Origin of the sequence: Verrucosispora sp. WMMD573, assembly GCF_027497175.1 — a bacterium.
GTDB lineage: Bacteria > Actinomycetota > Actinomycetes > Mycobacteriales > Micromonosporaceae > Micromonospora.
Genome location: NZ_CP114901.1, coordinates 6,454,406 through 6,476,052 on the forward strand (window position 1 = coordinate 6,454,406; position 21,647 = coordinate 6,476,052).

The 21,647-nt window shown below is 71.8% G+C and carries 22 protein-coding genes; 5 read left to right on the plus strand and 17 right to left on the minus strand.

From position 1 onward, the window contains the following. Positions 1-134: 134 nt before the first annotated feature. Positions 135-1,040, plus strand: a complete 906-nt coding sequence (locus tag O7601_RS29250; protein ID WP_281564251.1) for a phytanoyl-CoA dioxygenase family protein — start codon at positions 135-137, stop codon at positions 1,038-1,040. Between the two features lie 85 nt (positions 1,041-1,125). Here the strand turns inward: O7601_RS29250 and O7601_RS29255 are convergent, their stop codons facing one another. From O7601_RS29255 to O7601_RS29270, 4 genes are all read right to left on the minus strand, one after another. Continuing rightward, positions 1,126-1,770, minus strand: a complete 645-nt coding sequence (locus O7601_RS29255) for an MOSC domain-containing protein (protein WP_281564252.1) — start codon at positions 1,768-1,770, stop codon at positions 1,126-1,128. Positions 1,771-1,908: 138 nt separating this feature from the next. Continuing rightward, positions 1,909-2,196, minus strand: a complete 288-nt coding sequence (locus tag O7601_RS29260; protein ID WP_093407532.1) for a GlsB/YeaQ/YmgE family stress response membrane protein — start codon at positions 2,194-2,196, stop codon at positions 1,909-1,911. A 145-nt stretch (positions 2,197-2,341) separates the two neighbouring features. Beyond that, positions 2,342-4,216 carry a translation elongation factor 4 gene (gene lepA / locus O7601_RS29265; protein ID WP_281564253.1) on the minus strand — a complete coding sequence of 625 codons (1,875 nt, stop codon included), beginning with the start codon at positions 4,214-4,216 and terminating at the stop codon, positions 2,342-2,344. Positions 4,217-4,310: 94 nt separating this feature from the next. After that, positions 4,311-4,844 (minus strand): DUF4240 domain-containing protein, encoded by a 534-nt coding sequence (locus O7601_RS29270; protein ID WP_281564254.1) that lies wholly within the window; start codon positions 4,842-4,844, stop codon positions 4,311-4,313. 87 nt (positions 4,845-4,931) lie between these two features. Here O7601_RS29270 and O7601_RS29275 point away from each other — a divergent pair, with 87 nt between their 5' ends. Beyond that, positions 4,932-5,912, plus strand: coding sequence for a phosphotransferase (locus O7601_RS29275; protein WP_281564255.1), 981 nt, complete (start codon positions 4,932-4,934; stop codon positions 5,910-5,912). Positions 5,913-6,153: 241 nt separating this feature from the next. Then, the gene (rpsT, locus tag O7601_RS29280) at positions 6,154-6,420 is read left to right on the plus strand and encodes a 30S ribosomal protein S20 (protein ID WP_281564256.1); all 267 of its coding nucleotides are present in this window, start codon (positions 6,154-6,156) and stop codon (positions 6,418-6,420) included. Positions 6,421-6,523: 103 nt separating this feature from the next. Here rpsT and O7601_RS29285 read toward each other — a convergent pair whose 3' ends face one another. From O7601_RS29285 to pepN, 10 genes are all read right to left on the minus strand, one after another. Next, positions 6,524-7,084 (minus strand): hypothetical protein, encoded by a 561-nt coding sequence (locus tag O7601_RS29285; protein WP_281564257.1) that lies wholly within the window; start codon positions 7,082-7,084, stop codon positions 6,524-6,526. Continuing rightward, positions 7,081-8,061 carry a DNA polymerase III subunit delta gene (holA, locus tag O7601_RS29290; RefSeq protein ID WP_281564258.1) on the minus strand — a complete coding sequence of 327 codons (981 nt, stop codon included), beginning with the start codon at positions 8,059-8,061 and terminating at the stop codon, positions 7,081-7,083. Before holA ends, O7601_RS29285 begins: the two co-directional genes overlap by 4 nt. 124 nt (positions 8,062-8,185) lie before the next feature. After that, a complete protein-coding gene (locus O7601_RS29295; protein ID WP_281567092.1) occupies positions 8,186-10,486 on the minus strand; it encodes a ComEC/Rec2 family competence protein in 2,301 nt (766 codons plus the stop codon). 116 nt (positions 10,487-10,602) lie between these two features. Beyond that, the gene (locus O7601_RS29300; protein WP_281567093.1) at positions 10,603-11,355 is read right to left on the minus strand and encodes a ComEA family DNA-binding protein; all 753 of its coding nucleotides are present in this window, start codon (positions 11,353-11,355) and stop codon (positions 10,603-10,605) included. Between the two features lie 617 nt (positions 11,356-11,972). Next, complete coding sequence (locus O7601_RS29305) at positions 11,973-12,755, minus strand: SDR family oxidoreductase (protein WP_281564259.1); 783 nt, start codon at positions 12,753-12,755, stop codon at positions 11,973-11,975. Positions 12,756-12,824: 69 nt separating this feature from the next. Further along, complete coding sequence (locus tag O7601_RS29310; protein WP_281564260.1) at positions 12,825-13,685, minus strand: DegV family protein; 861 nt, start codon at positions 13,683-13,685, stop codon at positions 12,825-12,827. A 48-nt stretch (positions 13,686-13,733) separates the two neighbouring features. Continuing rightward, the gene (locus tag O7601_RS29315; RefSeq protein WP_281564261.1) at positions 13,734-14,399 is read right to left on the minus strand and encodes a histidine phosphatase family protein; all 666 of its coding nucleotides are present in this window, start codon (positions 14,397-14,399) and stop codon (positions 13,734-13,736) included. Then, entirely contained in the window at positions 14,396-14,800 is a 405-nt protein-coding gene (rsfS, locus tag O7601_RS29320; RefSeq protein ID WP_093407553.1) for a ribosome silencing factor, read from the minus strand. Before rsfS ends, O7601_RS29315 begins: the two co-directional genes overlap by 4 nt. A 99-nt stretch (positions 14,801-14,899) precedes the next feature. Continuing rightward, entirely contained in the window at positions 14,900-15,496 is a 597-nt protein-coding gene (gene nadD / locus O7601_RS29325; RefSeq protein WP_281564262.1) for a nicotinate-nucleotide adenylyltransferase, read from the minus strand. Between the two features lie 73 nt (positions 15,497-15,569). Then, on the minus strand, positions 15,570-18,083 hold the full coding sequence (pepN, locus tag O7601_RS29330; RefSeq protein ID WP_281564263.1) for an aminopeptidase N: 2,514 nt from the start codon (positions 18,081-18,083) through the stop codon (positions 15,570-15,572). A 68-nt stretch (positions 18,084-18,151) separates the two neighbouring features. Between pepN and O7601_RS29335 the strand changes: the two genes are divergently transcribed. Further along, entirely contained in the window at positions 18,152-18,370 is a 219-nt protein-coding gene (locus O7601_RS29335; RefSeq protein WP_093407559.1) for a DUF397 domain-containing protein, read from the plus strand. 71 nt (positions 18,371-18,441) lie between these two features. Here the strand turns inward: O7601_RS29335 and O7601_RS29340 are convergent, their stop codons facing one another. Further along, the gene (locus tag O7601_RS29340; RefSeq protein WP_281564264.1) at positions 18,442-18,819 is read right to left on the minus strand and encodes a hypothetical protein; all 378 of its coding nucleotides are present in this window, start codon (positions 18,817-18,819) and stop codon (positions 18,442-18,444) included. Positions 18,820-19,095: 276 nt separating this feature from the next. On the opposite strand from O7601_RS29340, the gene O7601_RS29345 reads away from it, so the two are divergent. Beyond that, entirely contained in the window at positions 19,096-20,343 is a 1,248-nt protein-coding gene (locus O7601_RS29345) for a cytochrome P450 (RefSeq protein WP_281564265.1), read from the plus strand. Positions 20,344-20,536: 193 nt separating this feature from the next. On the opposite strand, the gene O7601_RS29350 is transcribed toward O7601_RS29345, so the two are convergent. Next, positions 20,537-21,187, minus strand: coding sequence for a DUF3618 domain-containing protein (locus tag O7601_RS29350; protein ID WP_281564266.1), 651 nt, complete (start codon positions 21,185-21,187; stop codon positions 20,537-20,539). Further along, positions 21,184-21,639, minus strand: coding sequence for a phage holin family protein (locus O7601_RS29355; RefSeq protein ID WP_281564267.1), 456 nt, complete (start codon positions 21,637-21,639; stop codon positions 21,184-21,186). The genes O7601_RS29350 and O7601_RS29355 overlap by 4 nt, the downstream gene beginning before the upstream one ends. Positions 21,640-21,647: the final 8 nt, after the last annotated feature.

The following is a 21,647-nucleotide window of genomic DNA, read 5'->3' on the forward strand; positions in this document are numbered from 1 at the left end:
GCGGTAGTCGTTCAACCGCCTTCAGTCGCCGTACCTGTGGAAAGGTCGCGGGGTGCCCCCCGAGCCGTCTGGACCCGCGTTACGATCGGCGGCCTGTGCCAGAAATGGTTTCACCTCTTGGGGAGGGGTACTACGTGGCGTTCGACTACGGCGACCGGACCGGCTACGAACCGATCAGTGACGTCGACCGCAAGGAGTTCCACGAGCAGGGCTTTCTCCTGCTGCGCAACGTCCTGACCGAGGATCACCGGGCCGCTCTCGAGGCCGCGGTCGACCGGGTGTACGAGGAGGAGAAGGCCAAGGGCAGCACCACCAAGGACGGCACCCTGCACCTGCTGGGCTTCCTTGAGCGTGACGAGCTCTTCGGCGAGCTGCTCACCCACCCGATCGCGTTCCCCTACATGTGGGGCCTGGCGGGTTGGAACATCTACACCCACCACAACCACCTCGACGTCACGCCGCCGGCGTCGGAGCCCGAGAAGCCGTACTGGGGTTGGCACCAGGACGGGTACCGGCAGAACTCCGACCCGGAGACGATGGACCCGAACCTGCCCCGGCCGATGTTCTCGCTGAAGGTCGCCTACGTGCTCTCCGACCTGTCGGAGAAGGGACGGGGCGCGACGAAGGTGATCCCCGGCAGCCACCTGTGGAACTCGCTGCCGCGCCCGGCGGACCTGAGCGTGCACAACCCGGACCCCGAGGGCACGGTCGAGATCACCGCCAACCCGGGTGACGCCTTCATCTTCGACCGCCGCCAGTGGCACTCCCGGTCGACAAACCTGTCGAACATCACCCGCAAGATGCTGTTCGTCGGTTACACCTACCGGTGGATCCGCCCGCTCGACGAGCTGCACCCCGACAAGGACGGCGAGTGGTACCGCAACCGCACGCCGGTGCAGCGCCAGTTGCTCGGGGAGGGCACCCACACGGCCAACTACTGGGGCATCAACTGGGACGGCTACATCGACGACGAGATCCCGCTGCGCAAGGAGCTCAAGCAGCGCGGTCTGCTCAACCGCAACATCCCCTGGCTCCGCTGACCGGAGCGTGACGACAGGCCCCGTGGGCACGCCTGGACGTGCCACGGGGCCTGTCGCGTCGTCTCGGGACAGACCTGCCGGTCGGTCAGCCGGCCGGTTCACCGAGGCGGCGACGCGCCTTGTCGCGAATCGGCTCGGGCAGCTCGTCGGCGTTCAGCAACCGGGGCAGCAGCGCCGGCTCCACGGTCAGCGCCCGGAACACCTCGCCGATGGTCACCCCGTGCGCCGGCCGGTGCACGATCTCGATCGGGTCGCCGACGCCCACCGCGCCCTCGCGCACCACCCGCAGGTACGCGCCGGGCGTGGCACGGGCGGTGAACCGCTTGATCAGATCCGGTACGCCCCAGAAGCCGGCAAAGGTGGTGCACGGCGTACGCGGCGTGGTCACTTGGAGCAGCGCCTCGCCGACTGCCCACTGCTCGCCGATCACGGCACCGGTCAGGTCGACCGCGTACGTGGTGAGGTTCTCGCCGAAGCAGCCGGGCCGGATGGTGCGCCCGAGGTCCGCCTCCCACCAGGCCGCGTCCTCCCCCGCGTACGCGTAGACAGCCTGGTCCGGACCACCGTGGTGGGCCCGTTCGCCGATGAAGTCGCCGGCCACGCCGTCGGTGCGAAAGAGCACCGGGGCCTCCGCCGGCCGTTTGTCGATGCCGCTGCGCCCGCTCGGGTCGCCGGCCCACGCCGCCTCGGTGACGATGCCGACGTTTACCGAGGCCACCCTGCCTGTCATGATCACATCCTACGGGAGCGGCCTCGGCACGCCACCGCCCGCTGGTCAGGTCGCCAGCGGCACGGACACGAGGATCGGGCGTACGAATGCGAAAGGCGCCCGACCTCGACGGTCGGGCGCCTTTCGGCGGTTCAGCTGTTACCGGTGGGTGACACCCCGGCGGTTACGGCCCACGCCGGCGACCAGCGCCACCGCGACGGCGGCCAGCAGCACCTGGAGCATCAGCTCCCGCCAGTCGATACCGGCGGTCTCGGCGAAGCCGGACGCACGGGCGATCACGGTGCCGAGCAGCGCCGCGCCGACACCGATGAGCATGTGCAGCCAGATCGGCATGTTCTGCCGGCCCGGCACCACCAGTCGGCCAAGCGCACCGACGATCAGACCAACGATCAGGGCGGTGATGATGCCCCAGACGGTGAGCTCCATGGTCGCTCTCCTTCACGAAAGACGTTCAACGTTTGTGGTGTTCCTGTCGTGACCGCCTAATGCCCGACCATGGAAGATCCCAAACCGGCTTTTCTGACCGAGAGCTCGCGACCACCCCGAAAGATCGCGACCACCCCGGAAGGCATCACTTCTTGCCGCTCGCCTTGCCGTCCGAGTCGGAGGAGAGCGCAGCGATGAACGCCTCCTGCGGGACCTCCACCCGGCCCACCATCTTCATCCGCTTCTTGCCCTCCTTCTGCTTCTCCAGCAGCTTGCGCTTACGGCTGATGTCACCGCCGTAGCACTTGGCTAGCACGTCCTTGCGGATGGCGCGGATCGTCTCCCGAGCGATCACCCGGCTGCCGATGGCCGCCTGGATCGGCACCTCGAACTGCTGGCGCGGGATGAGGTTGCGCAGCTTCGCCGCGATGGTGGTGCCGTAGGTGTACGCCTTCTCCTTGTGCACGATGGCGCTGAACGCGTCCACCGGCTCGCCGTGCAGCAGGATGTCGACCTTGACCAGGTCGGACGCCTGCTCACCCGAGGGCTCGTAGTCCAGCGACGCGTAGCCCTTGGTACGGCTCTTCAACTGGTCGAAGAAATCGAAGATGATCTCAGCGAGGGGCAGCGTGTAACGCAGTTCCACCCGGTCGGCGGAGAGGTAGTCCATGCCCAGGAGGCTGCCGCGCCGGCTCTGACACAGCTCCATCACCGCACCGACGTAGTCGTTGGGGGTGAGCACCGTGGCCCGCACGGTCGGCTCGTACACCTCGGCGATCTTGCCGGTCGGGTACTCGCTGGGGTTGGTGACCACGACCTCGTCGCCGTCCTCCTGGATGGCCCGATAGACCACGTTCGGCGCGGTCGAGATGAGGTCGAGGTTGAACTCCCGCTCCAACCGCTCCCGGATGATCTCCAGGTGCAGCAGGCCGAGAAAGCCGCAGCGGAAACCGAACCCGAGCGCACCGGAGGTCTCCGGCTCGTAGGTCAACGCGGCGTCGTTGAGCTTGAGCTTGTCCAGCGCGTCCCGCAACGCGGGGTAGTCCGACCCGTCGATCGGATACAGGCCGGAGTAGACCATCGGCTTCGGGTCCTTGTAACCACCGAGCGCCTCGGCCGCCGGCCGCCCGTTGATGGTGACCGTGTCACCGACCCGGGACTGCCGGACGTCCTTCACCCCGGTGATCAGGTAGCCGACCTCACCGACGCCGAGCGCGTCGGCCTTGACCATCTCCGGCGAGATGACCCCGATCTCCAGCAGCTCGTGGGTGGCGCCGGTGGACATCATCTTGATCCGGTCCCGGGCACTGATCCGCCCATCGACCACCCGCACGTAGGTGACCACGCCCCGGTAGACGTCGTACACCGAGTCGAAGATCATGGCACGGGCCGGAGCATCGGCGTCGCCGACCGGCGGGGTGAACTGCCGGACGATCTCGTCGAGCAGGTACGGCACCCCCTCACCGGTCTTGCCGGAGACCCTGATGCAGTCCGCGGGGTCGCCGCCGATCAGGTGCGCCAGTTCCTCGGCGTACTTCTCCGGCTGGGCCGCCGGCAGATCGATCTTGTTGAGCACCGGGATGATGTGCAGGTCGTTCTCGAGCGCGAGGTAGAGGTTCGCCAGCGTCTGCGCCTCGATGCCCTGGGCCGCGTCGACCAACAGGATCGCACCCTCGCACGCCGCCAACGACCGGGACACCTCGTAGGTGAAGTCGACGTGACCGGGCGTGTCGATCATGTTGAGCACGGCCTGCTCGCCGGCCCGCTCGCCCTCGGCGATGGTCCACGGCATCCGGACCGCCTGGCTCTTGATGGTGATGCCACGCTCGCGCTCGATGTCCATCCGGTCGAGGTACTGAGCGCGCATCTGCCGCGGGTCGACCACGCCGGTGAGCTGCAACATCCGGTCGGCCAGGGTCGACTTTCCGTGGTCGATGTGGGCGATGATGCAGAAGTTCCTGATCCGCCCCGGGTCGGTGGCACCAGGAGCGTTCGCGCCGGGATCGAGCGTCGGTGGCACAGCGGTCCGTTCTGGTCGGCTGACGTGAGCGGGCCGGCACGCGCCGGCCCCCTCTATGCTCCCATGTCCCCGGCGGGCATCGGCCGGGCGTCCGTCACTCCTGCGGCGGCTCGACGAAGAGGGCGGCGAGCCGGGGCAGTCGGCGGCGGGCCTCCTCCTCGTCGTCGAAGTCCCAGAAGTCGTTCAGGTCGGGCTGCGGCGTCGGCGCGCGCTCCCCCGGCAGGTCGGCCGCGGTGGCCCTGCGGTACGCGTCCCACGGCACCGCGAGCATGTCCTCGCACTCGAACTCCTCGCCGCTGAGCGAGGCGGACCGGATCTGCGGCAGCTCCGCCAGCGAGTCCGGATCAGCGACCACCCGGGCGAACACCTCCCGGCCCTGCGTCATCAGCCAACCCCGGAAGTACTCGAACCCGTCGTCGGAGGCACCGCCGTTGATCAGGTACGCGGCGCCCCACAGGTCGACCCGGTAGGACGCGGTGAGGACCCGCTGCTGGTGGTGGGCGTACCCGACGATCTCCTCGGGGTCGCGGGCGGCGAGCAGCGCGACGGCCCGGGCGGCGATGGCGGCCGGCTCTCCCCCGCCGGTACGGGCGCGGTCGATCAACTGCCAGAAGTCGTCGGTCCTCATGGTTCGGCAGTCTGGCAGACGCCGCCCCGGGTGCCCGGATCCGCGCCGGAGGTCGCCGCCCGACCGGCCACCGGGCAGCATGGTCCGGTGAGTTCCGCCTTCCCGCCCGCGTACCACGCGACCGCGCAGCGGCCCGAGTGGTCGGCCCTGCCGGCGCGGCTGCGGGCCGCTGTGGCCACCCGGCTCGGCGCCCCGGTGGTCCGGGTCACGACCGCCGGTGCCGGCTTCACCCGGGGGTTCGCCGCGCTGCTGCGCACCGACGACGGGCGTCGCGCGTTCGTCAAGGCCGCACCGCACGCCGAGCAGCCACACCTGGTCGACTGGTACGCCCGGGAAGCCGCGATCCTGCACCGGCTGCCGGCCGGGCTGCCGGTGCCCCGCCCGCACTGGACGCTGTGGGAGGCGGGCTGGTACGTCCTGTGCCTCGACGCCGTCGACGGGCACACTCCTCGGTTGCCCTGGGAGCAGGTCGAACTGAGCGCCACCCTCACCGCCTTCGCCGACGTCGCCGCGGCGCTCGCCGATCCACCTGCCGAGTTGACCGCCCTCGGCCCGCCCCGCCTCGCCGACCTGGCCCGCGACGACATCCTCTGGTGGGGCGAGGTCGCCGCAGGTCGGGAACCGGTGCCGCCACTGCCCGCCCCGGCCCGGGGACGGCTGGCCGAACTGGTCACCCTGGAGTCGCGCCTGCCCGGATACGCCGCCGCCGCGACCGGGTTGACCCACGGCGACCTGCGGGTCGACAACGTGCTGATCGACACCGTCGGTGCCGCCTGGTTCTGCGACTGGTCGTGGCTGTGCCAGGGGCCGGCCTGGTTCGACCTGGTCACCCTGCTGATCACCGGGTACGCCGGCGGGCTGGACGTCGATTCGCTCTTCGCCGCCCATCCGGCCGCGGCCGGCGCGCCCGACGACGCGCTGGACGTCGCGCTGGCCGCCCTGGCCGGGTACCACCTCACCGCCTCGACGTCGCCACCACCTACCGCGTCGATCCACCTGCCCGCACACCACCGCTGGACCGGCGAGCAGGCCATCCGCTGGCTGTCCCACCGCCAAGACTGGACCTGACCACACCCGCCGCCCGCACCCACACCGTTGATCATGAGGTTGGCGGCAGTTTGAAGATCAACGATTGCCGCTAACCTCATGATCAACCAGGACGGGTGGGGGGTGGGTGGGTGGGGGTGGGCGGGAGGTTGTTTTGGTCCGCCGGAACTGGACCTGGTAGCCTGGCTCTTCGCGCAGCGATGACGCATGCTCGTCGCGCGCACAAGCTGACCAACCCGAGCTATCAAGACGAGGCTGTCGCGTGGCGAACATCAAGTCCCAGATCAAGCGCAACCGGCAGAACGAGAAGCGCCGGCTGCGTAACAAGTCGGTCAAGTCGTCGCTGAAGACCGCCATCCGCAAGTTCCACGAGGCCGCTGAGGCCGGTGACGTCGAGAAGGCCAACGCCCTCATGCAGGACGCCTCGCGCAAGCTGGACAAGGCGGCCAGCAAGGGCGTCATCCACGGCAACCAGGCCGCGAACCGCAAGTCCGCGATCGCCAAGCGCGTCGCGTCGCTCGCCGCCTGAGCCAGCGCTCAGACCTGACGGAAGCCCCGGGGCGGTGCCTCGGGGCTTCCGCACGTCCATCAGCCCGGCGTTGATCCGCTTCCGGTCCGACCGGGCGCCCTGATCAGGAACCGGGTTCGGTGGTTTCCGGCCGAGTCCCGAAGTCACTCCGTTTCGCCGCCTCCTCGCCGCGCCCCGCCGCCGCTGCGTCCCGGCCCGTGCCGTCCGGCACCCGGTCGGACCGACCGCCGACGGCACGCGGTGTCGGCCGCGCCGCGCCAGGGCCCACTACCTCCGTCGGTTCGGACCGCACCACGACGCCGGGCACACTGTGCCGCAGCCAGTCGACCCGCGCCCGCCCGACCACCGGCTCCATCTGCTGGCGAAACCGGTCCCGCTCCTGCTCGGGTACGGCCGCGGCGGAGCGCACCACCGCGGCGGCCACCAGGTCGTTGAGCTTGACCATCACGGCCACCGTGGCCGGCAGCACGAGCATCGCCCACCAGGTCACCAGTTCGGCGAGCGCGAGCAGCGCCGCCAGCGCGATCGTCCCCTCGAAGAAGATGAAGCAGAGGACCCCACCCGGATTCACGAACCGCAGACCGAGCGCCCGCGCGTAGAACGGACGGTACCGCTCCTCGTCGGCCGGGATCGTGGCCCACGAGCCACGGAGGGCTCCGCTCACCTGGCGCCGCCCTGCCGAGCGGCCGCCACCGAGAAGACCGCCTTCTCCAGCGCGTACGCCCGGTCGTCGGAGCCGCCCTTGACCGCCGCGTTGCACTCGGCCGCCGCTCGCATGGCCAGGACCAGCCCGTCGGGGGTCCAGCCTCGGGCCTGCCGTTGGGCCCGTTCGACCTTCCACGGCGGCATGCCGAGGCTGCTGGCCAGTTGGTACGGACTGCCCCGGCCGGCCGAGGCGACCCGGGCGACCGTACGGATGCCGTCGGCGAGGGCGTCGGCGATCGGCACCGGATCCACTCCCACGTGCAACGCCCAGCGCAGCGCCTCCAGGGCACCCGGGAGGTCACCGACCATCGTGGCGTCAGCCACCGTGAACCCGCTGACCTCCACCCGGCCCCGGTAGTAGCGCGCCACCGTATCGGCGCCGATCCGGCCGTCGGTGTCGGCGATGAGTTGGGAACAGGCTGCCGCGAGTTCACGCAGGTCGTTGCCGACGGCGGCGATCAGCGCCTCGGCGGCGTCGTCGGTACACCGTCCACCGGCCCGACGGATCTCGTCGCGGACGAAGGCCACCCGATCGCGGTGGCCCTTGAGCTTCGCGGCCGGCACGACCCGGGCGCCGGCCGACTTCAGGCCGTCGGCGAACGCCTTGCCCTTCGCGCCCCCGAGGTGCGCCACCACGAGTTGCACCTCCGGGTCGGGGTTCTTCGCGTACGCCAACAGGGCGGCGACCAGATCCTTGCGGGCGTCCTGACCGGATCGGAGCACCAGCACGCGACGCCCGCCGAACAGCGACGGACTGAGCATCTCGTCGATCTCACCGACGGTGAGCTGACTGGCCTGGTATTCGCGCACGTCGACGGCGGGGTCGGCGGCGCGGGCGGCGGCAACGGTTTCGGTCACCGCGCGCGTGGCGAGCAGCTCCTCGTCGCCGAGGACGAGGACAATAGGAGCGGCACTGGCGGCGGTCACGCCGCCCATATTCGCACGCGCGGCCCTCCGGTCCAGCCTGCTCGTCATTACTCTGCCGGCAGACCCCGCACTCAACGCAAATCCAGACATACGCCTTATCTTTGGCTTTTCACGGTAAATTGCCGTTGATTCATCACCGTGGACGGACCCGGTCGACGCCAGCGCTCACCACCGCCAGCCCTCGGGGCGACCGCACCACCGCCACGTCACCTCCGACGTCGGTACGCAGCACCCGCGCCCCACCCCGGGCCAGCCGGGCCAGCACCGCCTCGTTGGGATGGCCGTAGCTGTTCTCCGCGCCGACCGGCACCAGCGCCACCGCCGGCCGCACCGCGTCCAGAAAGGCCGGATCCTGGTACGCGCTGCCGTGGTGGGCGACCTTCAGCACGTCGGCCCGCAGCCCGTCCGGTGGCAGCCGCTCCCGCAGCGCACGCTGCTCCTCGACCTCGGCGTCGCCGGTCAGCAGGACCCGCACCCGGTCGACCGTGGCGAGCGCCACCAGTGAGTTGTTGTTCGGGTCCGAGCGGGTTCCGCGCATCGGGTACGGCGGGCCGAGCACGGTCAGATCGACCGCGCCGGCCCGATAGCGCCAGCCCGCCGGTGCGGCGACCACTGGCGTGCCGTGTGCTGCGGCGGTGCTGCGCACCAGGTCCCGGCCGGCCACCGGCTCCGGCCACTGCGGAACCAGCACCGTGTCCACCGGCCTTCCCCGGAAGATCCCGGCCACCCCGCCGGTATGGTCCACGTGGTAGTGGCTGACCACCAGCAGCGACACCCGACGCACGCCGAGCCGGCGCAGGCAGGCGTCCACCGCCGCCGGATCCGGGCCGGTGTCCACCACGACCGCCCGGCCCGCCGCCACCGGCAGCAGCACCGCGTCACCCTGACCCACCGCACAGGCCGTGACGACCCAACCATCCGGCGGCCAACCCGGCGCGATCACCCGCACCGGCAGGGCACCCAGCACGACCGCGACGAGGCAGACCACCACCAGGCGGCGTACCAGCGGCCGTCGGAAGGCGACCAGCAACGCCACGGTCAGCATCGCCAGCAGCAGCGCCCCGGACACCCCGCCGGGCCAGGGCAGGTTGCCCGCCGGCAGCCGGGCACCGTACCGGGCGACCAGCACCAGCCACCAGGCCGGCCAGTGGGCCAGCCAGGCCAGAGCCTCCGCGCCGCCCGACCAGATCGGCGAGACGATCGCCGCCGCCACGCCGAGCACCGTCGCCGGAGCGATCGCCGGCACCGCGAGCAGGTTCGCCGGCACCGCGACCACGCTGACCGTGCCCGTCAGCCCGGCGATCACCGGCGAACAGGCGAGTTGCGCGGCGGCCGGCACCGCGAGCGCCTCGGCCGCACCCGGCGGTACACCCCGCCGACGCAGACCGTCCCGCCAACCCGGTGCGAGCAGCAGCAGCCCGCCGGTGGCCAGCACGGACAGCGCGAAACCGGCGTCCCCGGCCAGATCCGGGTCGACCAGCACCAGCATCGCCACGGCGGCGGCGAGCGCCGGCACCGCCGCCCGGGATCGGCCGACGGCCAGCGCGGCGAGCCCGATAGCGCCCATGGTGGCCGCGCGTACCACGCTCGGCGACGGCCGAACCAGGATGACGAAGCCCACCAGGGCCAGCCCGCAGAGGCCGACGGCGAGGGTGGGACCGGCTCGGGCCCAGCGGGCCAGCAGCAGCACCGCGCCCACCACTATCGCGACGTTCGATCCGGAGACAGCATTCAAGTGGGTCATTCCGGTGGCCCGGAAATCCTCCTCCACAGTGTCGGGCAGCCGGCTGGTGTCCCCGACGACCAGGCCGGGCAGCAGGCCACCGGGATCGTCCGGCAAGGGTGCGCACGCCTGCTGGAGGCCGGCGCGGAGGCGGCCGGCCGCGCGTTGCAACGCCGAGGGGGAACCCAGTCGAACCGGTGCGCCGACGGCCATCAGGACCGCCCCGGTGAGGTCGCCGCCGCGCGGCTCGGCCAGGCGTCCCTCCGCAGTGAGCCGTTGCCCGGGCAGCAGCCCTCGCCAAGCCGGATCATCGGCGAGCACCAGCACCCGCGCCGGCACGGCGAGCCTTTGGCCCTGCGGCCCGGTCAGGGTCACCAGTCTGGCCGGCACCAGCAGGGTCGGTGGACGACCCACGATGCCGCCGCGCACCGGCCTGGGATCGTCGCGGACGACCAGTTCGGCGGTGATCCGTGCCCGTTCGTCCACCAGGGCACGCAGCGGGCCCGCGTCCCGAACGGTCAGCCGCGCCGAGGTGGCCGCCCCGCCACAGACCACACCGAGCAGGATCGCCACCACGACCCAGCCGTGGCGGCGCACGGTCGGGCCGGGTCGCCCGACGAAGCCGAGCAGATGCAGTGTCGCCACCCCGGCGAGACCGACCGCGACGGCGGCCAGCAGCAGCGTCCGGCGGGCATCGAGATGCAGCCCCATCAACGCGGTGAGCCAGGCCCCCACCGCCAGCCCTGCCAGGCGGAGATCGGGTGCGGTTTCGCCGGTCGCGACACCGGGGAGGCCGGCCGGCGGCGCGACCGGGGCAGTCGACGCCCTCACACCGTCACCAGGTCCTTGAGCTGCTCGTACCGGGCATCGCCGATCCCGGTCACCTGACGCAGGTCGCCGACGGACCGGAAGCCGCCGTGCTGGTCGCGATACTCGACGATCCGCTGGGCGAGCACCGGCCCCACCCCGGGCAGGGTTTCGAGCTGTGCCGACGTCGCGGTGTTCAGGTTGACCCGCCCGACCGTGCCCGGCCCGCCATCCGGTGCCGGGCCGGCTCCGGACCCGGCACCCACCGCCGCGCCCGGAGGTGCCGGCACACCGACCAGGATCAACTCGCCGTCGCTGATCCGACGGGCCGGATTCAGCATCGCCACGTCCACCCCGGGCAACGCGCCTCCGGCGGCGTGCAGCGCGTCGGCCACCCGAGCGCCGGCCGCCAACCGCACCAACCCGGGCCGTCGGACCTTGCCGGCGACGGCGACCACCAACTCACCTGTCGACTCCGTCTCCGGCTTCGCCGGTTCGTCGCCGGCCACGACGGACGGGTCCGACGTCACGGCGGCGCCGGTCTCGGCGACGACCGGCTCCAGCTCGGGACGGGACTGCCAGGCCCAGATGGCCGCAACCAGCACCACAAGGACGGCGACGGCGGCGAGCGCCCGCACCCCCCGCCGCCCCGGATCGAAGGCACCCGGCCCGGGGAGGCGCTTCGGCGACGTCTCGTCGGCCGTCCGCCCCTGCCCGAAGCCGACCGGTCCATCCTCGCTGAACCGAACCGGACCATCAGCCCAGGCCGGCACGCCGCCGCGACCCGGACCACCGGCCCGAGCCGTTTCGCCGTCGCGACCCGGACCACCGTCCCAGGCCGGCACGCCGTCGCGACCCGGACCACCGGCCCGAGCCGACCCGCCGCCGCGAACCGGACCAGTGTCAGGGACCCGGTCGGCGGCCTGCACCGGCAGCAGCACGGTCGGCCACTCGGTGACCGGCCGCGACGCCCCGCCGAGCGGAGGCAGTTCGACGGACGGGGACAGGTCCACGGGCGGAGGCAGGTCGGCGGGCGGAGGCCACCCGGTGAGGGCCGGCGTCCGCTCGCCGCCTGGCATCGGCGGTACGGCGGCCTCCGCCGGCAGGTCCAGCGCGCCGGGCATCAGTTGCCACAGACGCCGCCGGACCACCATCGCCTCGTCTTCGTCCTTCGACACGCCGCGAGGTTAGGGCGGCCAGGCCCGGTCGAGCGCGCCACGCCGGTCGGCCTGTGGACAGCCTGAGGCTCTGTGGACAGCGCCCTGATCATGCACCGGGTCTGCTATGACCGCCGCCGTGCCGGCCCGCCGCCCGTCGAACCCGAGCCCTCGCAGGGACCGGCCACGCGGCGGAGCCGACACGTGCCGCGCGGTTCCCCGCCGCGCCTGGTTCAGTCGGTGCGCGCCTGCGGGTCCAGACCGAGAACGGCGCGCCCGCCGTCGACCGGCAGAGTCACCCCGTTGACGAAGCCGGCCGCGGGCGAGAGCAGGTACGCCACCGCCTCCGCCACGTCCTGCGGCTGCCCGATCCGGCCCACCGGGTGCAGCCGGGAGAGCTCCGCCTCGATCCGCCGCGCCTGGTCCGGCTCGGTGTCGGTGAGGTCCGTGAGGAACGCCTCGTGTCGTTCGGTGGCCACCGAACCGAGGGCGATCGCGTTGGCTCGGATGCCGTGCCGGCCGTACTCGACGGCCAGCGCCCGGGTCAGCCCCTCCACCGCCGCCTTCGCCGTGGCGTACGGCAGGCAGCCCGGCACCGGCCGGCTCGCCTGGTGGGACGAGATGTTCACCACGACGCCAGGGGTGCCGGCGGCGAGGAAGCGGCGTACCGCGGTCGCGGCACCGACCACCGCGGGACGCAGGTTACGGGTGATCAGGTCGACGACCTCGCCGACCGGCGCGTCGTGCACCGAGGCGTCGCGGAACACGGCGGCGTTGTTCACCCAACCGGTGAGCCGGCCGAAGCGCTCCGCCAGGTCCGCGGCCCGCCCGGCGACGCCCTCGTCACCGGCGTCACCGACCACCGCCGCGAGTCGGTCGGCGCGGGCATGCTCCGCCACCCAGGACAACGCCCCCGGATCGCGCTCGATCACCACGACCGCTCCACCGTCGGCGAGCAACCGCTCCACGATGCCCCGCCCGACCCCGCGCCCCCCACCGGTCACCACACAGGACATCCGCCTTACCTCCCCCGGCCCGGCCATGGGATCAATCCTCGCCCACCGCTGCCACCAACGGCGGGCAGGTCAGTCGGCGGTGTCCGGCCCACGGTGGACCACCACACAGGCCAGACCGGGTCCGACGTGCACCGCGACGGCAGCACCGGCCTCGGACACGTACGCCGCATGCAGCCGGTCGCCGAGCCGAACGGTAAGTGTGTCGAGGAGTTCCTCGGCCCGCTGCGGCGCGTCGAGGTGGTGGACGGCCAGGTCCACCGGCCCGTCGCCGGCTGCCTCGACGGCGAGGTCCGCCAGCCGCGCCATGCCCCGGCTGGCGGTGCGGACCTTGTCCCGCAGCACGATGCGCCCCTCGGGCATGTGCAGGATGGGCTTGACCGACAGTGCGGTGCCGAGCAACGCCTCCGCCGCGTTGATCCGCCCGCCACGACGAAGGAACTCCAGCGTGTCCACGTAGAAGTGGATGCTGGTGCGATCGACGGCGGCTGCTGCCGCAGCCCGTACGCCGGACAGGTCGGCACCGCGCGCGGCGGCCCGGGCCGCCGCGATGGCCGGGAAACCGAGACCCATCCCGCAGGAGCGGCTGTCGACCACGCTGACCCGGCCGCCCAGTTCCGCGGCGGCCAACTCGGCGGCCTCGACCGTGCCGGAGAGCCCGGCCGACAGGTGCACCGAGACGATGCCCTCCGCCCCGGCCGCCAGCAGTTCCCGGTACGTGCGGCCGAACTGCTCGGGCGACGGGCGGGAGGTGCTCACCGACACCCGCCGCGCGCGCAGCGCCCGGGTGGCGTCCGCGGGGAAGGTCTCGACGCCCTCCAGCCCTTCCACGCCGGCCAGCACGACGGTCAGCGGCACCACGGTCAGCGCGTGCTTCCGCAGCAGCTCGGGTGGAAGGTAGGCGGTGGAGTCGGTGACGACCGCGACTGGCATGCGGGCACCGTAGCGGATCAAGCTGGACGGTTGCCTGACCGCGCCCGCTCAGACCGGCTCGGCGGAGACCGGAACACCTGTCGCGGCGGTGCCTGTCGAAACGGTGGAGGCCTCCATCGGGCCGACGTTGTGGGCGCGCAGGTGCCACCCGCGCTCGACGTCGTGACGCAGTTCCGTCCAGTGGCAGTTGCGCAGCGAGCCGACGGCACGCAGCACGGCGTGCTCCCAGCCGAGCAGGTGGCCGCAGCCCTGACGGGCGGCGCCGCCGTGGGTGGCGATCACCACGGTGCCCCCGGGCAGTTGGTCGGCGGCCTCCTGCAACGCGGTGCCGATGCGTTTGCCCAACTCGTCCAACGGTTCGATGTCCGCTCCCGGGTCGGGGTCCCCGGCCCGCCAGCGGGCGTACTCTGCGGGGAACCGCTCCGCCACCTCGGCCAGCAGCAGCCCCTGCCAGCTGCCGAAGTCCCGCTCCCGCAGGCGGGCGTCGGAGCGTACCGGCAGGCCGGTGAGCGCGGACAGCGCGGCGGCGGTGTCCGCGGCGCGGCTCAGGTCGCTGGCGACCAGGGCATCCGGGCGCAGCGCGGCCAGCAGCGGCGCGGCCCTGCGCGCCTGTTCCCGGCCGAGGTCGTTCAGCGGTACGTCGGTCTGTCCCTGCACCCTGCTGGCGGCGTTCCAGTCGGTGTTGCCGTGCCGCCAGATGATCAGCCTGGTCACTCGCCCGATCCGGCGGCGGCCTCTGCGCTGGCGAGGTCCCGGTCGACGAACGGAATGGTCGGGCAGTCCTTCCAGAGCCGGTCGAGGGCGTAGAACTCGCGCTCCTCGGTGTGCTGCACGTGCACCACGACATCGACGTAGTCGAGCAGCACCCAACGACCGCCGCGCTCGCCCTCCCGACGCACCGGCTTCGCCTTCTCCGGCAGGTCGAGCAGGGCCTCCTCGATGGCGTCGACGATGGCCAGCACCTGGCGCTCGTTCGGGGCCGCGGCGAGCAGGAACGCGTCGGTGATGGCGAGTTGGTCGCCCACGTCGATGATGACGATGTCCTGAGCCTTCTTGTCGGCCGCCGCCTGGGCGGCGACGATCGCCAGCTCGTGAGCGCGTTCGGAAACTGTCACCGTTCTCCTTCGATCAACCGTGCGAGGCTTCCAGCCTCTCACACGGCCCGGATTCCCGACTCGCCAGTTTCAGCCGGAAAACGGCATGAAGCGGTCGAATCACTCCCTATACAGGCACCGTTTCGCGATGTACTGCACCACACCGTCCGGCACCAGATACCAGACCGGCTCCCCCCGGGCGACCCGCGCCCGGCAGTCGGTGGATGAGATCGCCATGGCCGGCACCTGCACCAGGCTGACCGTGTCGGCGGGCAGGTGCGCGGCGGTCAGCTGGAAACCCGGCCGGGTGACCCCGACGAAGTGAGCCAGCTCGAAGATTTCGTCGAGGTCCTTCCAGCTCAGGATCCGCTCCAGCGCGTCCGCGCCGGTGATGAAGAACAGCTGCGCCTTCGCACCGTACTGGGCACGCAGGTCACGCAGGGTGTCGACGGTGTAGGTGGGCCCGCCCCGGTCGATGTCGACCCGGCTGACCTGGAACCGGGGATTGGACGCCGTGGCGATCACGGTCATCAGGTAACGATCCTCGGCCGAGCTGACCGGGACGTCGGCCTTCTGCCAGGGCTGCCCGGTCGGTACGAAGATCACTTCGTCGAGGCCGAACCGGTCCGCCACCTCGCTCGCGGCCACGAGGTGCCCGTGATGGATCGGATCGAACGTCCCGCCCATGATGCCGATCCGCCGGATGTCTTCCTCCACCCCATGATCCTAGGGCGTGCACGACCATGGCCGGGCCGGGCCGTCACCCTCCGGACCGGCCCGGCCACGGTCGTCACGCGCTCGTGGCGGCTACCGCCGTGCGCGCCACCAGGGCGCGGCGCAGGTCGTCGTCGGCGTCGGTGACCACCCGACGCAGCCCCGGCGTGAGGTCCTCGCGGGCCAGCAACGCCGCGGCCGCCTCCCGGGTGGGCTGGGACACCGCGTGGCGGGGGTAGGCAAGCTTGGCGACCTCATCAGCCACCCAGGGCGTACGCAGCCGCGCGGCGGCCGGCATGTCGGCGAAGTAGCTGGCCACGTAGGTGCTGGTCAGGTCGGCCTGCTCGGGCTGCCAGAAGCCCTCCGCCGTCGCCTCGACCAGCCGATTCGACAGTTCCGTGTTCGACACGATGATCTTCCATGCGGCCTGCTTGGCAGCGGGATCGGGCAGGGCGGCCCGGCACCGGGCGGCCCGCTCGGCACCGGTGGCGCTCGGGTCGGCTGCCGCCTCGGCCTCGATCTCGGCCACACCGGCGGCACCGAGCACCACCAACCGGCCGAGCAGCGCCCACCGCAGTTCGGTGTCCACGGCCAACCCGGTGGGCACGGCCCGGCCGGCCAGCCATCCGGTGAGCAGCTCGGCATCGGTGCTCGCGGCGATCAGCCCCCGGGCGGCGGCCAGTTGCAACGACTCTCCCGGGGTGGCGCCGTCGAGCAACCGCCGGCAGGACTCCGCGACCCGGGCCAGAGCGGACCGTCGGGCCAGCGGATCGAGATAGCGGTCGATAAGCCTGCGACTCATCGTCAGCACGTCCTCGACGATGATCACTTCTGTCTCGGTGGGCAGTGCCGCGACGATCAGGTCGACCAGACCGGTGACCGGCCGTTCCCCGTCGGTCGCCGCGTCCAGCGCCTCACCCCACAGCAGGGCCCGGGCCAGCGGGTCGTGCAGACGGGGCAGCAGCAGCGGCACCGCATCGGCCGACGCGGGGTCGAGGCGGATCTTGGCGAAGGTCAGGTCGCCGTCGTTGGGCAGCAGAACCGCAGCCGCCGGCTCCCCGGCCAACCCGACGAGCCGGGTACGGCCGTCGTCGCTCTTCGGTTCGAGGTCGACCTCGAACCGCTCGGCGGTGCCATCCACGGCGTACCGGCCCACGCCGATGCGGTGTGGGCGCAGCACCGGGTGCGTCGACGGCGCGGTCTGGGCGATCACGACCTCGTCGTACCGGCCGTCGGCGTCCAGCGCCACCTCGGCCCGCAGCGTGTTGACCTGCGCGGTCCGCAGCCAGGACTCCGCCCAGTCGGTCAGTTCCCGCCCACTGCTGGCGGCCAGGCTATCGAGCAGGTCGGCGAGGGTGGCGTTGCCAAAGCGGTGCCGGCTGAAATGATCGTTGAGGCCGGCCAGGAACGCCTCGTCACCGAGCCACGCCACCAGCTGCCGCAGCACACTGGCCCCCTTGGCGTACGAGATGCCGTCGAAGTTGAGCAGCCCCTCGGCGGCGTCGATGACCCGCTCGGGTGCCACCGGATGGGTGGAGGGGCGCTGGTCGGCGGCGTATCCCCACGCCTTGCGGCGCAACGCGAAAGTCGTCCAGGCCCGGTCGAACCGGGTCGCCTCGGCGGTGACCCGGGTGCCCAGATATTCCGCGAACGATTCGTTCAGCCACAGATCGTCCCACCAACGCATGGTGACCAGGTCGCCGAACCACATGTGCGCCATCTCGTGGGCGATCGTGGTGGCGCGCAGCTCGCGCTCGCTGTCGGTGACCGCCGAGCGGAACACGTAGTCGTCGCGGAAGGTGACCAGGCCCGGATTCTCCATGGCACCGGCGTTGAACTCGGGCACGAACGCCTGGTCGTACTTGCCGAACGGGTAGCGCTCGTCGAACAGCTGGTGGAACCGGTCGAGGCACTGCTTCGTGACGGTGAAGATCTCCGCCGCGTCGGCGTCGAGGTGCTCGGCGAGCGAACGCCGGCAGTACACACCCAGCGGAATCCCGTCGTGGGTGTCCCGGCGTACGTGCCAGGGGCCGGCGATCAGAGTGAAGAAGTACGTCGCGATCGGCAGGGTGGGAGCGAACTCCCAGCGACCCGGCCCCGGGTTGGCCGCGAGTTCCGCGTTGGCCGCCACTGTCCAGTGCTCCGGCGCGCTCACCGACAACGTGACCGGCGCCTTCAGGTCCGGCTGGTCGAAGGCGGCGAAGACCCGCTGCACATCGTCCAGGAACGACATGACGTACAGGTAGGTCTCACCGTCGGCGGGGTCGACGAAGCGGTGCATCCCCTCGCCGGTGTTCGTGTACGCCATCTCGCTTTCGACGGTCAGCGTGTTCTGCGTCGCCAGGCCGGTCAGCGGCAGGCGGTTGTCGTCAAGCGTCGCGGGATCGAGATCGGTGTCGTTGAGGCGTACCGCCAGCAGTTTCGCCGGCTTGACCTCGGCGAAGGTGTCGGGGCCGGTGGCCCGGAACCGGATCGTGACGTGCGATCGGAAGCGTTCACCGCCCCCGGTGAGGTCGAGATCCACCTGGTAGGACTCGACGGTGATCGACGCGCCACGCGCGGTCGCCTCTGCACGGCTCAGGCTCGGCATCCGCTTATCCTGCCCGATGAGGGAACGAACCGGCTTCCCCATTTCCCCTGGTACTGGAGGACGGGACCATGACAGCGCACCCCAAGGGTGACTTCGACCTCTCCCGGGCGGTCTGGCAACGGGCCGAGGGCGACACCTCGGAGGCCGCAGTGGAGGTCGCCTTCGTCGACGATCTCATCGGCATGCGCAACTCCGCCGAGCCGGACGGCCCGGTGCTGGTGTTCACCCAGGCCGAGTGGGACGCCTTCGTCGCGGGTGCCCAGGACGGCGAGTTCGATCTGGACTGAGCGGGATGCGGTGCCCCGGAGACGTTCACGGGACGCCGCCGGCACCGACGATGACCGGCGGCGTCCCCGACCTAGTCACCGTCGCCCCAGCCGAGGCCACCCGGACCGGGCGCGTGATGAAAACCGGCGTGGCCGGCGACATCGACACACCGTTCGGCGTCCGGCCCGAGGGCACCACAGAACAGCCGCTCCGCACGGTGCCAGGCATCGGCCGGCGACAACGCGCACGCACCGATCGCCAGCTCGGGCCGGAGCACGCTCAACGCCTCGGCGTACCCGACGGCCACCTCACGGGCGGTGACGAGATCGGCAGCGGTGAAGCCGAGATGCACGGTGAAGTGGCGGTCGGGCCGGGCCTGGCGGCGTGGCGGCCCCACCAGCGGTGGTCGGTCCCTGCCGGCCGCCCCGGCTGGCCACCGTCGCCAGTACGCCGCACGGTTGTTTCGCATCCATCCTCCCCGTGGCCTGCCGAACCCCTGACCGACGACGCAACCAGCGACCCGGCCCGGCGGCCGGATCAACCGCCGGGGCAGGTCGACGACGCCGCCGTATTCAGCTAACCAGGCTTCCCCGAGCCTGGGAGGGGCCAGCAGCTCCGCTACCGGACCGGCCCGGCCGCGCTGCCGCCCGTTGATGCGGTTGCGCCGCCCTGACCTGGGTAGTCACCATCCGCGAGGATCGAGTGGCCGGTCGGCGACGGCCGCGCCCCGGCAGCAGGGGACCCGATGGCGACCATTCCGACGGACCGCAGCCCGGACAGCACTCTGGCCTTCCTGCGGGCCGGCTACCGGTTCGTCAGTCAACGGTGCGAGCGGCACGGCACCGACATCTTCCAGACCCGCCTGCTGCTGGAGCCGACGATCTGTCTGCGCGGCCGGGCCGCCGCCGAACTCTTCTACGACGCCGACCGGTTCGTGCGGGCGGGCGCCATGCCGGGCCGGGGTCAACGGACGCTGACCGGCCGGGGCGGCGTCCAGGGTCTCGACGGCGACGCCCACCACGACCGCAAGGCCATGTTCATGTCGCTGATGACGCCGACCGCAGTGCGGCGGCTCGGGCAACTCTTCGTCGACGAGTGGCAGGCCCGGCTGCCCGCCTGGGAACTGGCCGGGACGGTGACCCTGCACACCGAGGTCGCATCGATGCTGACCCGAGCGGTCTGCGCCTGGGCCGGGGTGCCACTGGCCGCCGGCGAGCTGGACCGGCGCACCGCCGACCTACAGGCCATGATCGACAGCGCCGCCGCGCTCGGTCCGAAGCACTGGCGTGGTCGGCTGGGCCGGCTGCGCGGCGAGCACTGGGCCGGCGATCTCGTCGAGCGGGTACGCGGCGGGTCGCTGTCCCCGCCCGACGGCACCGCCCTGCGCGTGATCGCCGAGCACCGCGACGGCGCGGGGCATCGGCTGCCCCGCCGCGTCGCCGCGGTGGAACTGCTGAACGTGCTGCGCCCGACCGTCGCGGTGACCCGGTTCGTGGTCTTCGCCGCGCTGGCCCTGCACGACCATCCCGCCTGGCGGCAACGGGTACGCGACGATGACGAGGCCGCCGGGAAGTTCGTGCAGGAGGTACGCCGCTACTACCCGTTCTTCCCGGTGACCGTGGCCCGGGTCCGGCGGGACTTCGACTGGCAGGGCTACCACTTCCCGCAGGGCCGCCGGGTGCTGCTGGATCTCTACGGCACCGATCATCACCCCGAGCTGTGGCCGGAGCCGGAGCGGTTCCGGCCGGAGCGTTTCGCCGGCTGGCCGGGTGACCCGTTCACATTCATACCGCAGGGCGGCGGAGGTCATCTCACCGGACACCGCTGCGCCGGAGAGTGGATCACCATCGAGTTGATGAAGCGTGCGGTGGCGCTGCTGACCGAGGTCGTCCGCTACGACGTACCACCGCAGGATCTCGCGGTGGACCTGAGCCGGATGCCGGCACTGCCCGGCAGCGGCTTCGTGGTCAGCGCCGTGCGGCGCGTCCGCTGAGCCCGCCGGCCGCGGCCTGCCCGGGCTGACGCCGGGCGCGGCCGTTACCCCGGCAGAGACCGCGAGACGGGCGGAAGGCAAGGGCTCCTCCGATCGGGTACGCCCGAGGAGGAGCCCTTGCCTACGTCACGCCGATGTCGCGTCCGGTGCGTACGACGGACCGGCGCGAGCAGCCGCTGGGTTCGTTGACCGGTCAGTGCCGTACCTGGTCCCGGGAGTGCTGCGCCCGGTGCTTCACGTCGTGGGCCGCGGACCGGGTGTCATCGGTCACCGCCTGCGCGGCGTCCTGCGCGCTGGCCTTCACCGACTCGGCTGCCTGCTGCGCCGGCTCGCGCAGTTCCTCCTTCACCTCGCTGGCCACCCGGCCCAGCGTCTCGGTCACCGCCGAGCCGTGCTCACCGGCCTTCTCCCGGGCCTGGGTGGCCAACCGCTGCTCACGCTGAGTCGGGGGAACGAGCGAGGACACGAGCATGCCGACGCCGAAGGCGATGAGGCCGGCGGCCAGCGGGTTCCCCTCGGACTTGCGCCTGATGACCTGCGGGGCGCGATGTGCCGCGTCGCCGACGGCCGAGGTGGCCGAATGCGCGGCGTCGCCCATCGCAGCGGCCGTCGCGGCGGCACGATCGCCGGCCGAGTGGGCACCCTGGCTGGTCTGATGGCCGAGGTCGGATGCGGTTCCCATTACCTTGTCCCTCACATTCTGCAGCGTGCTACGCACCCGCTGCTTACGGTCGTCGACGATGCGGCCCGGGCTGACCTTGTACGCCAGGGCGTCCACGTCGGAACTGAGGTTGTCGCGGGTGGCTTCGATCTCCCGGCGGATCTGGACGGGGTCGGTGCTCATCGGGTCACTCCCTCCGGGTGTGGCTTGAGCGCGTCGGGGATGCGCTGCACGCTGTCGTTGGTCTGCTTGAGCCCACGGATGCGCTCCGCGTTCCGTCGGCCCATCGTGTAGAGAACTGCCGCGATCGCCGCCCAGATGACGGCCACGATCAGTCCCGCCCAGCCGGCGTCCATCACGTTGGACAGGCCGCCCCAGAGGGCGAGGGAGAGGAACAGGGCGACCATGTACGCGCCGAAGCCGGCACCGCCGAATAGGCCAGCGGCCTTGCCCGCCTTCTTCCCCTCCTGCCGGATCTCGGCCTTCGCCAGCTCCACCTCCTGCCGCATCAGCGTCGACAGGTCGCTGGTGACCTGGCGCATCAGCTCGCCGATGGAGCTATCCCGGACCTCGTCTGCGGAGGGCGGGTGATGGTTCCGGGCGTCCGCCGCGGAACTCTGCGTAGGCGTGGTCATGCCGTCGC

Bases quoted from the DNA above. Each gene is read 5' to 3' on its own strand.
- O7601_RS29255 (WP_281564252.1), bottom strand. From the start codon at position 1,770: ATGACAGGCAGGGTGGCCTCGGTAAACGTCGGCATCGTCACCGAGGCG.
- O7601_RS29260 (WP_093407532.1), bottom strand. From the start codon at position 2,196: ATGGAGCTCACCGTCTGGGGCATCATCACCGCCCTGATCGTTGGTCTG.
- O7601_RS29270 (WP_281564254.1), bottom strand. From the start codon at position 4,844: ATGAGGACCGACGACTTCTGGCAGTTGATCGACCGCGCCCGTACCGGC.
- holA (WP_281564258.1), bottom strand. From the start codon at position 8,061: ATGGGCGGCGTGACCGCCGCCAGTGCCGCTCCTATTGTCCTCGTCCTC.
- O7601_RS29295 (WP_281567092.1), bottom strand. From the start codon at position 10,486: ATGGGGCTGCATCTCGATGCCCGCCGGACGCTGCTGCTGGCCGCCGTC.
- O7601_RS29305 (WP_281564259.1), bottom strand. From the start codon at position 12,755: ATGTCCTGTGTGGTGACCGGTGGGGGGCGCGGGGTCGGGCGGGGCATC.
- O7601_RS29310 (WP_281564260.1), bottom strand. From the start codon at position 13,685: ATGCCAGTCGCGGTCGTCACCGACTCCACCGCCTACCTTCCACCCGAG.
- pepN (WP_281564263.1), bottom strand. From the start codon at position 18,083: ATGCCGAGCCTGAGCCGTGCAGAGGCGACCGCGCGTGGCGCGTCGATC.
- O7601_RS29335 (WP_093407559.1), top strand. From the start codon at position 18,152: ATGACAGCGCACCCCAAGGGTGACTTCGACCTCTCCCGGGCGGTCTGG.
- O7601_RS29340 (WP_281564264.1), bottom strand. From the start codon at position 18,819: ATGCGAAACAACCGTGCGGCGTACTGGCGACGGTGGCCAGCCGGGGCG.
- O7601_RS29345 (WP_281564265.1), top strand. From the start codon at position 19,096: ATGGCGACCATTCCGACGGACCGCAGCCCGGACAGCACTCTGGCCTTC.
- O7601_RS29350 (WP_281564266.1), bottom strand. From the start codon at position 21,187: ATGAGCACCGACCCCGTCCAGATCCGCCGGGAGATCGAAGCCACCCGC.
- O7601_RS29355 (WP_281564267.1), bottom strand. From the start codon at position 21,639: ATGACCACGCCTACGCAGAGTTCCGCGGCGGACGCCCGGAACCATCAC.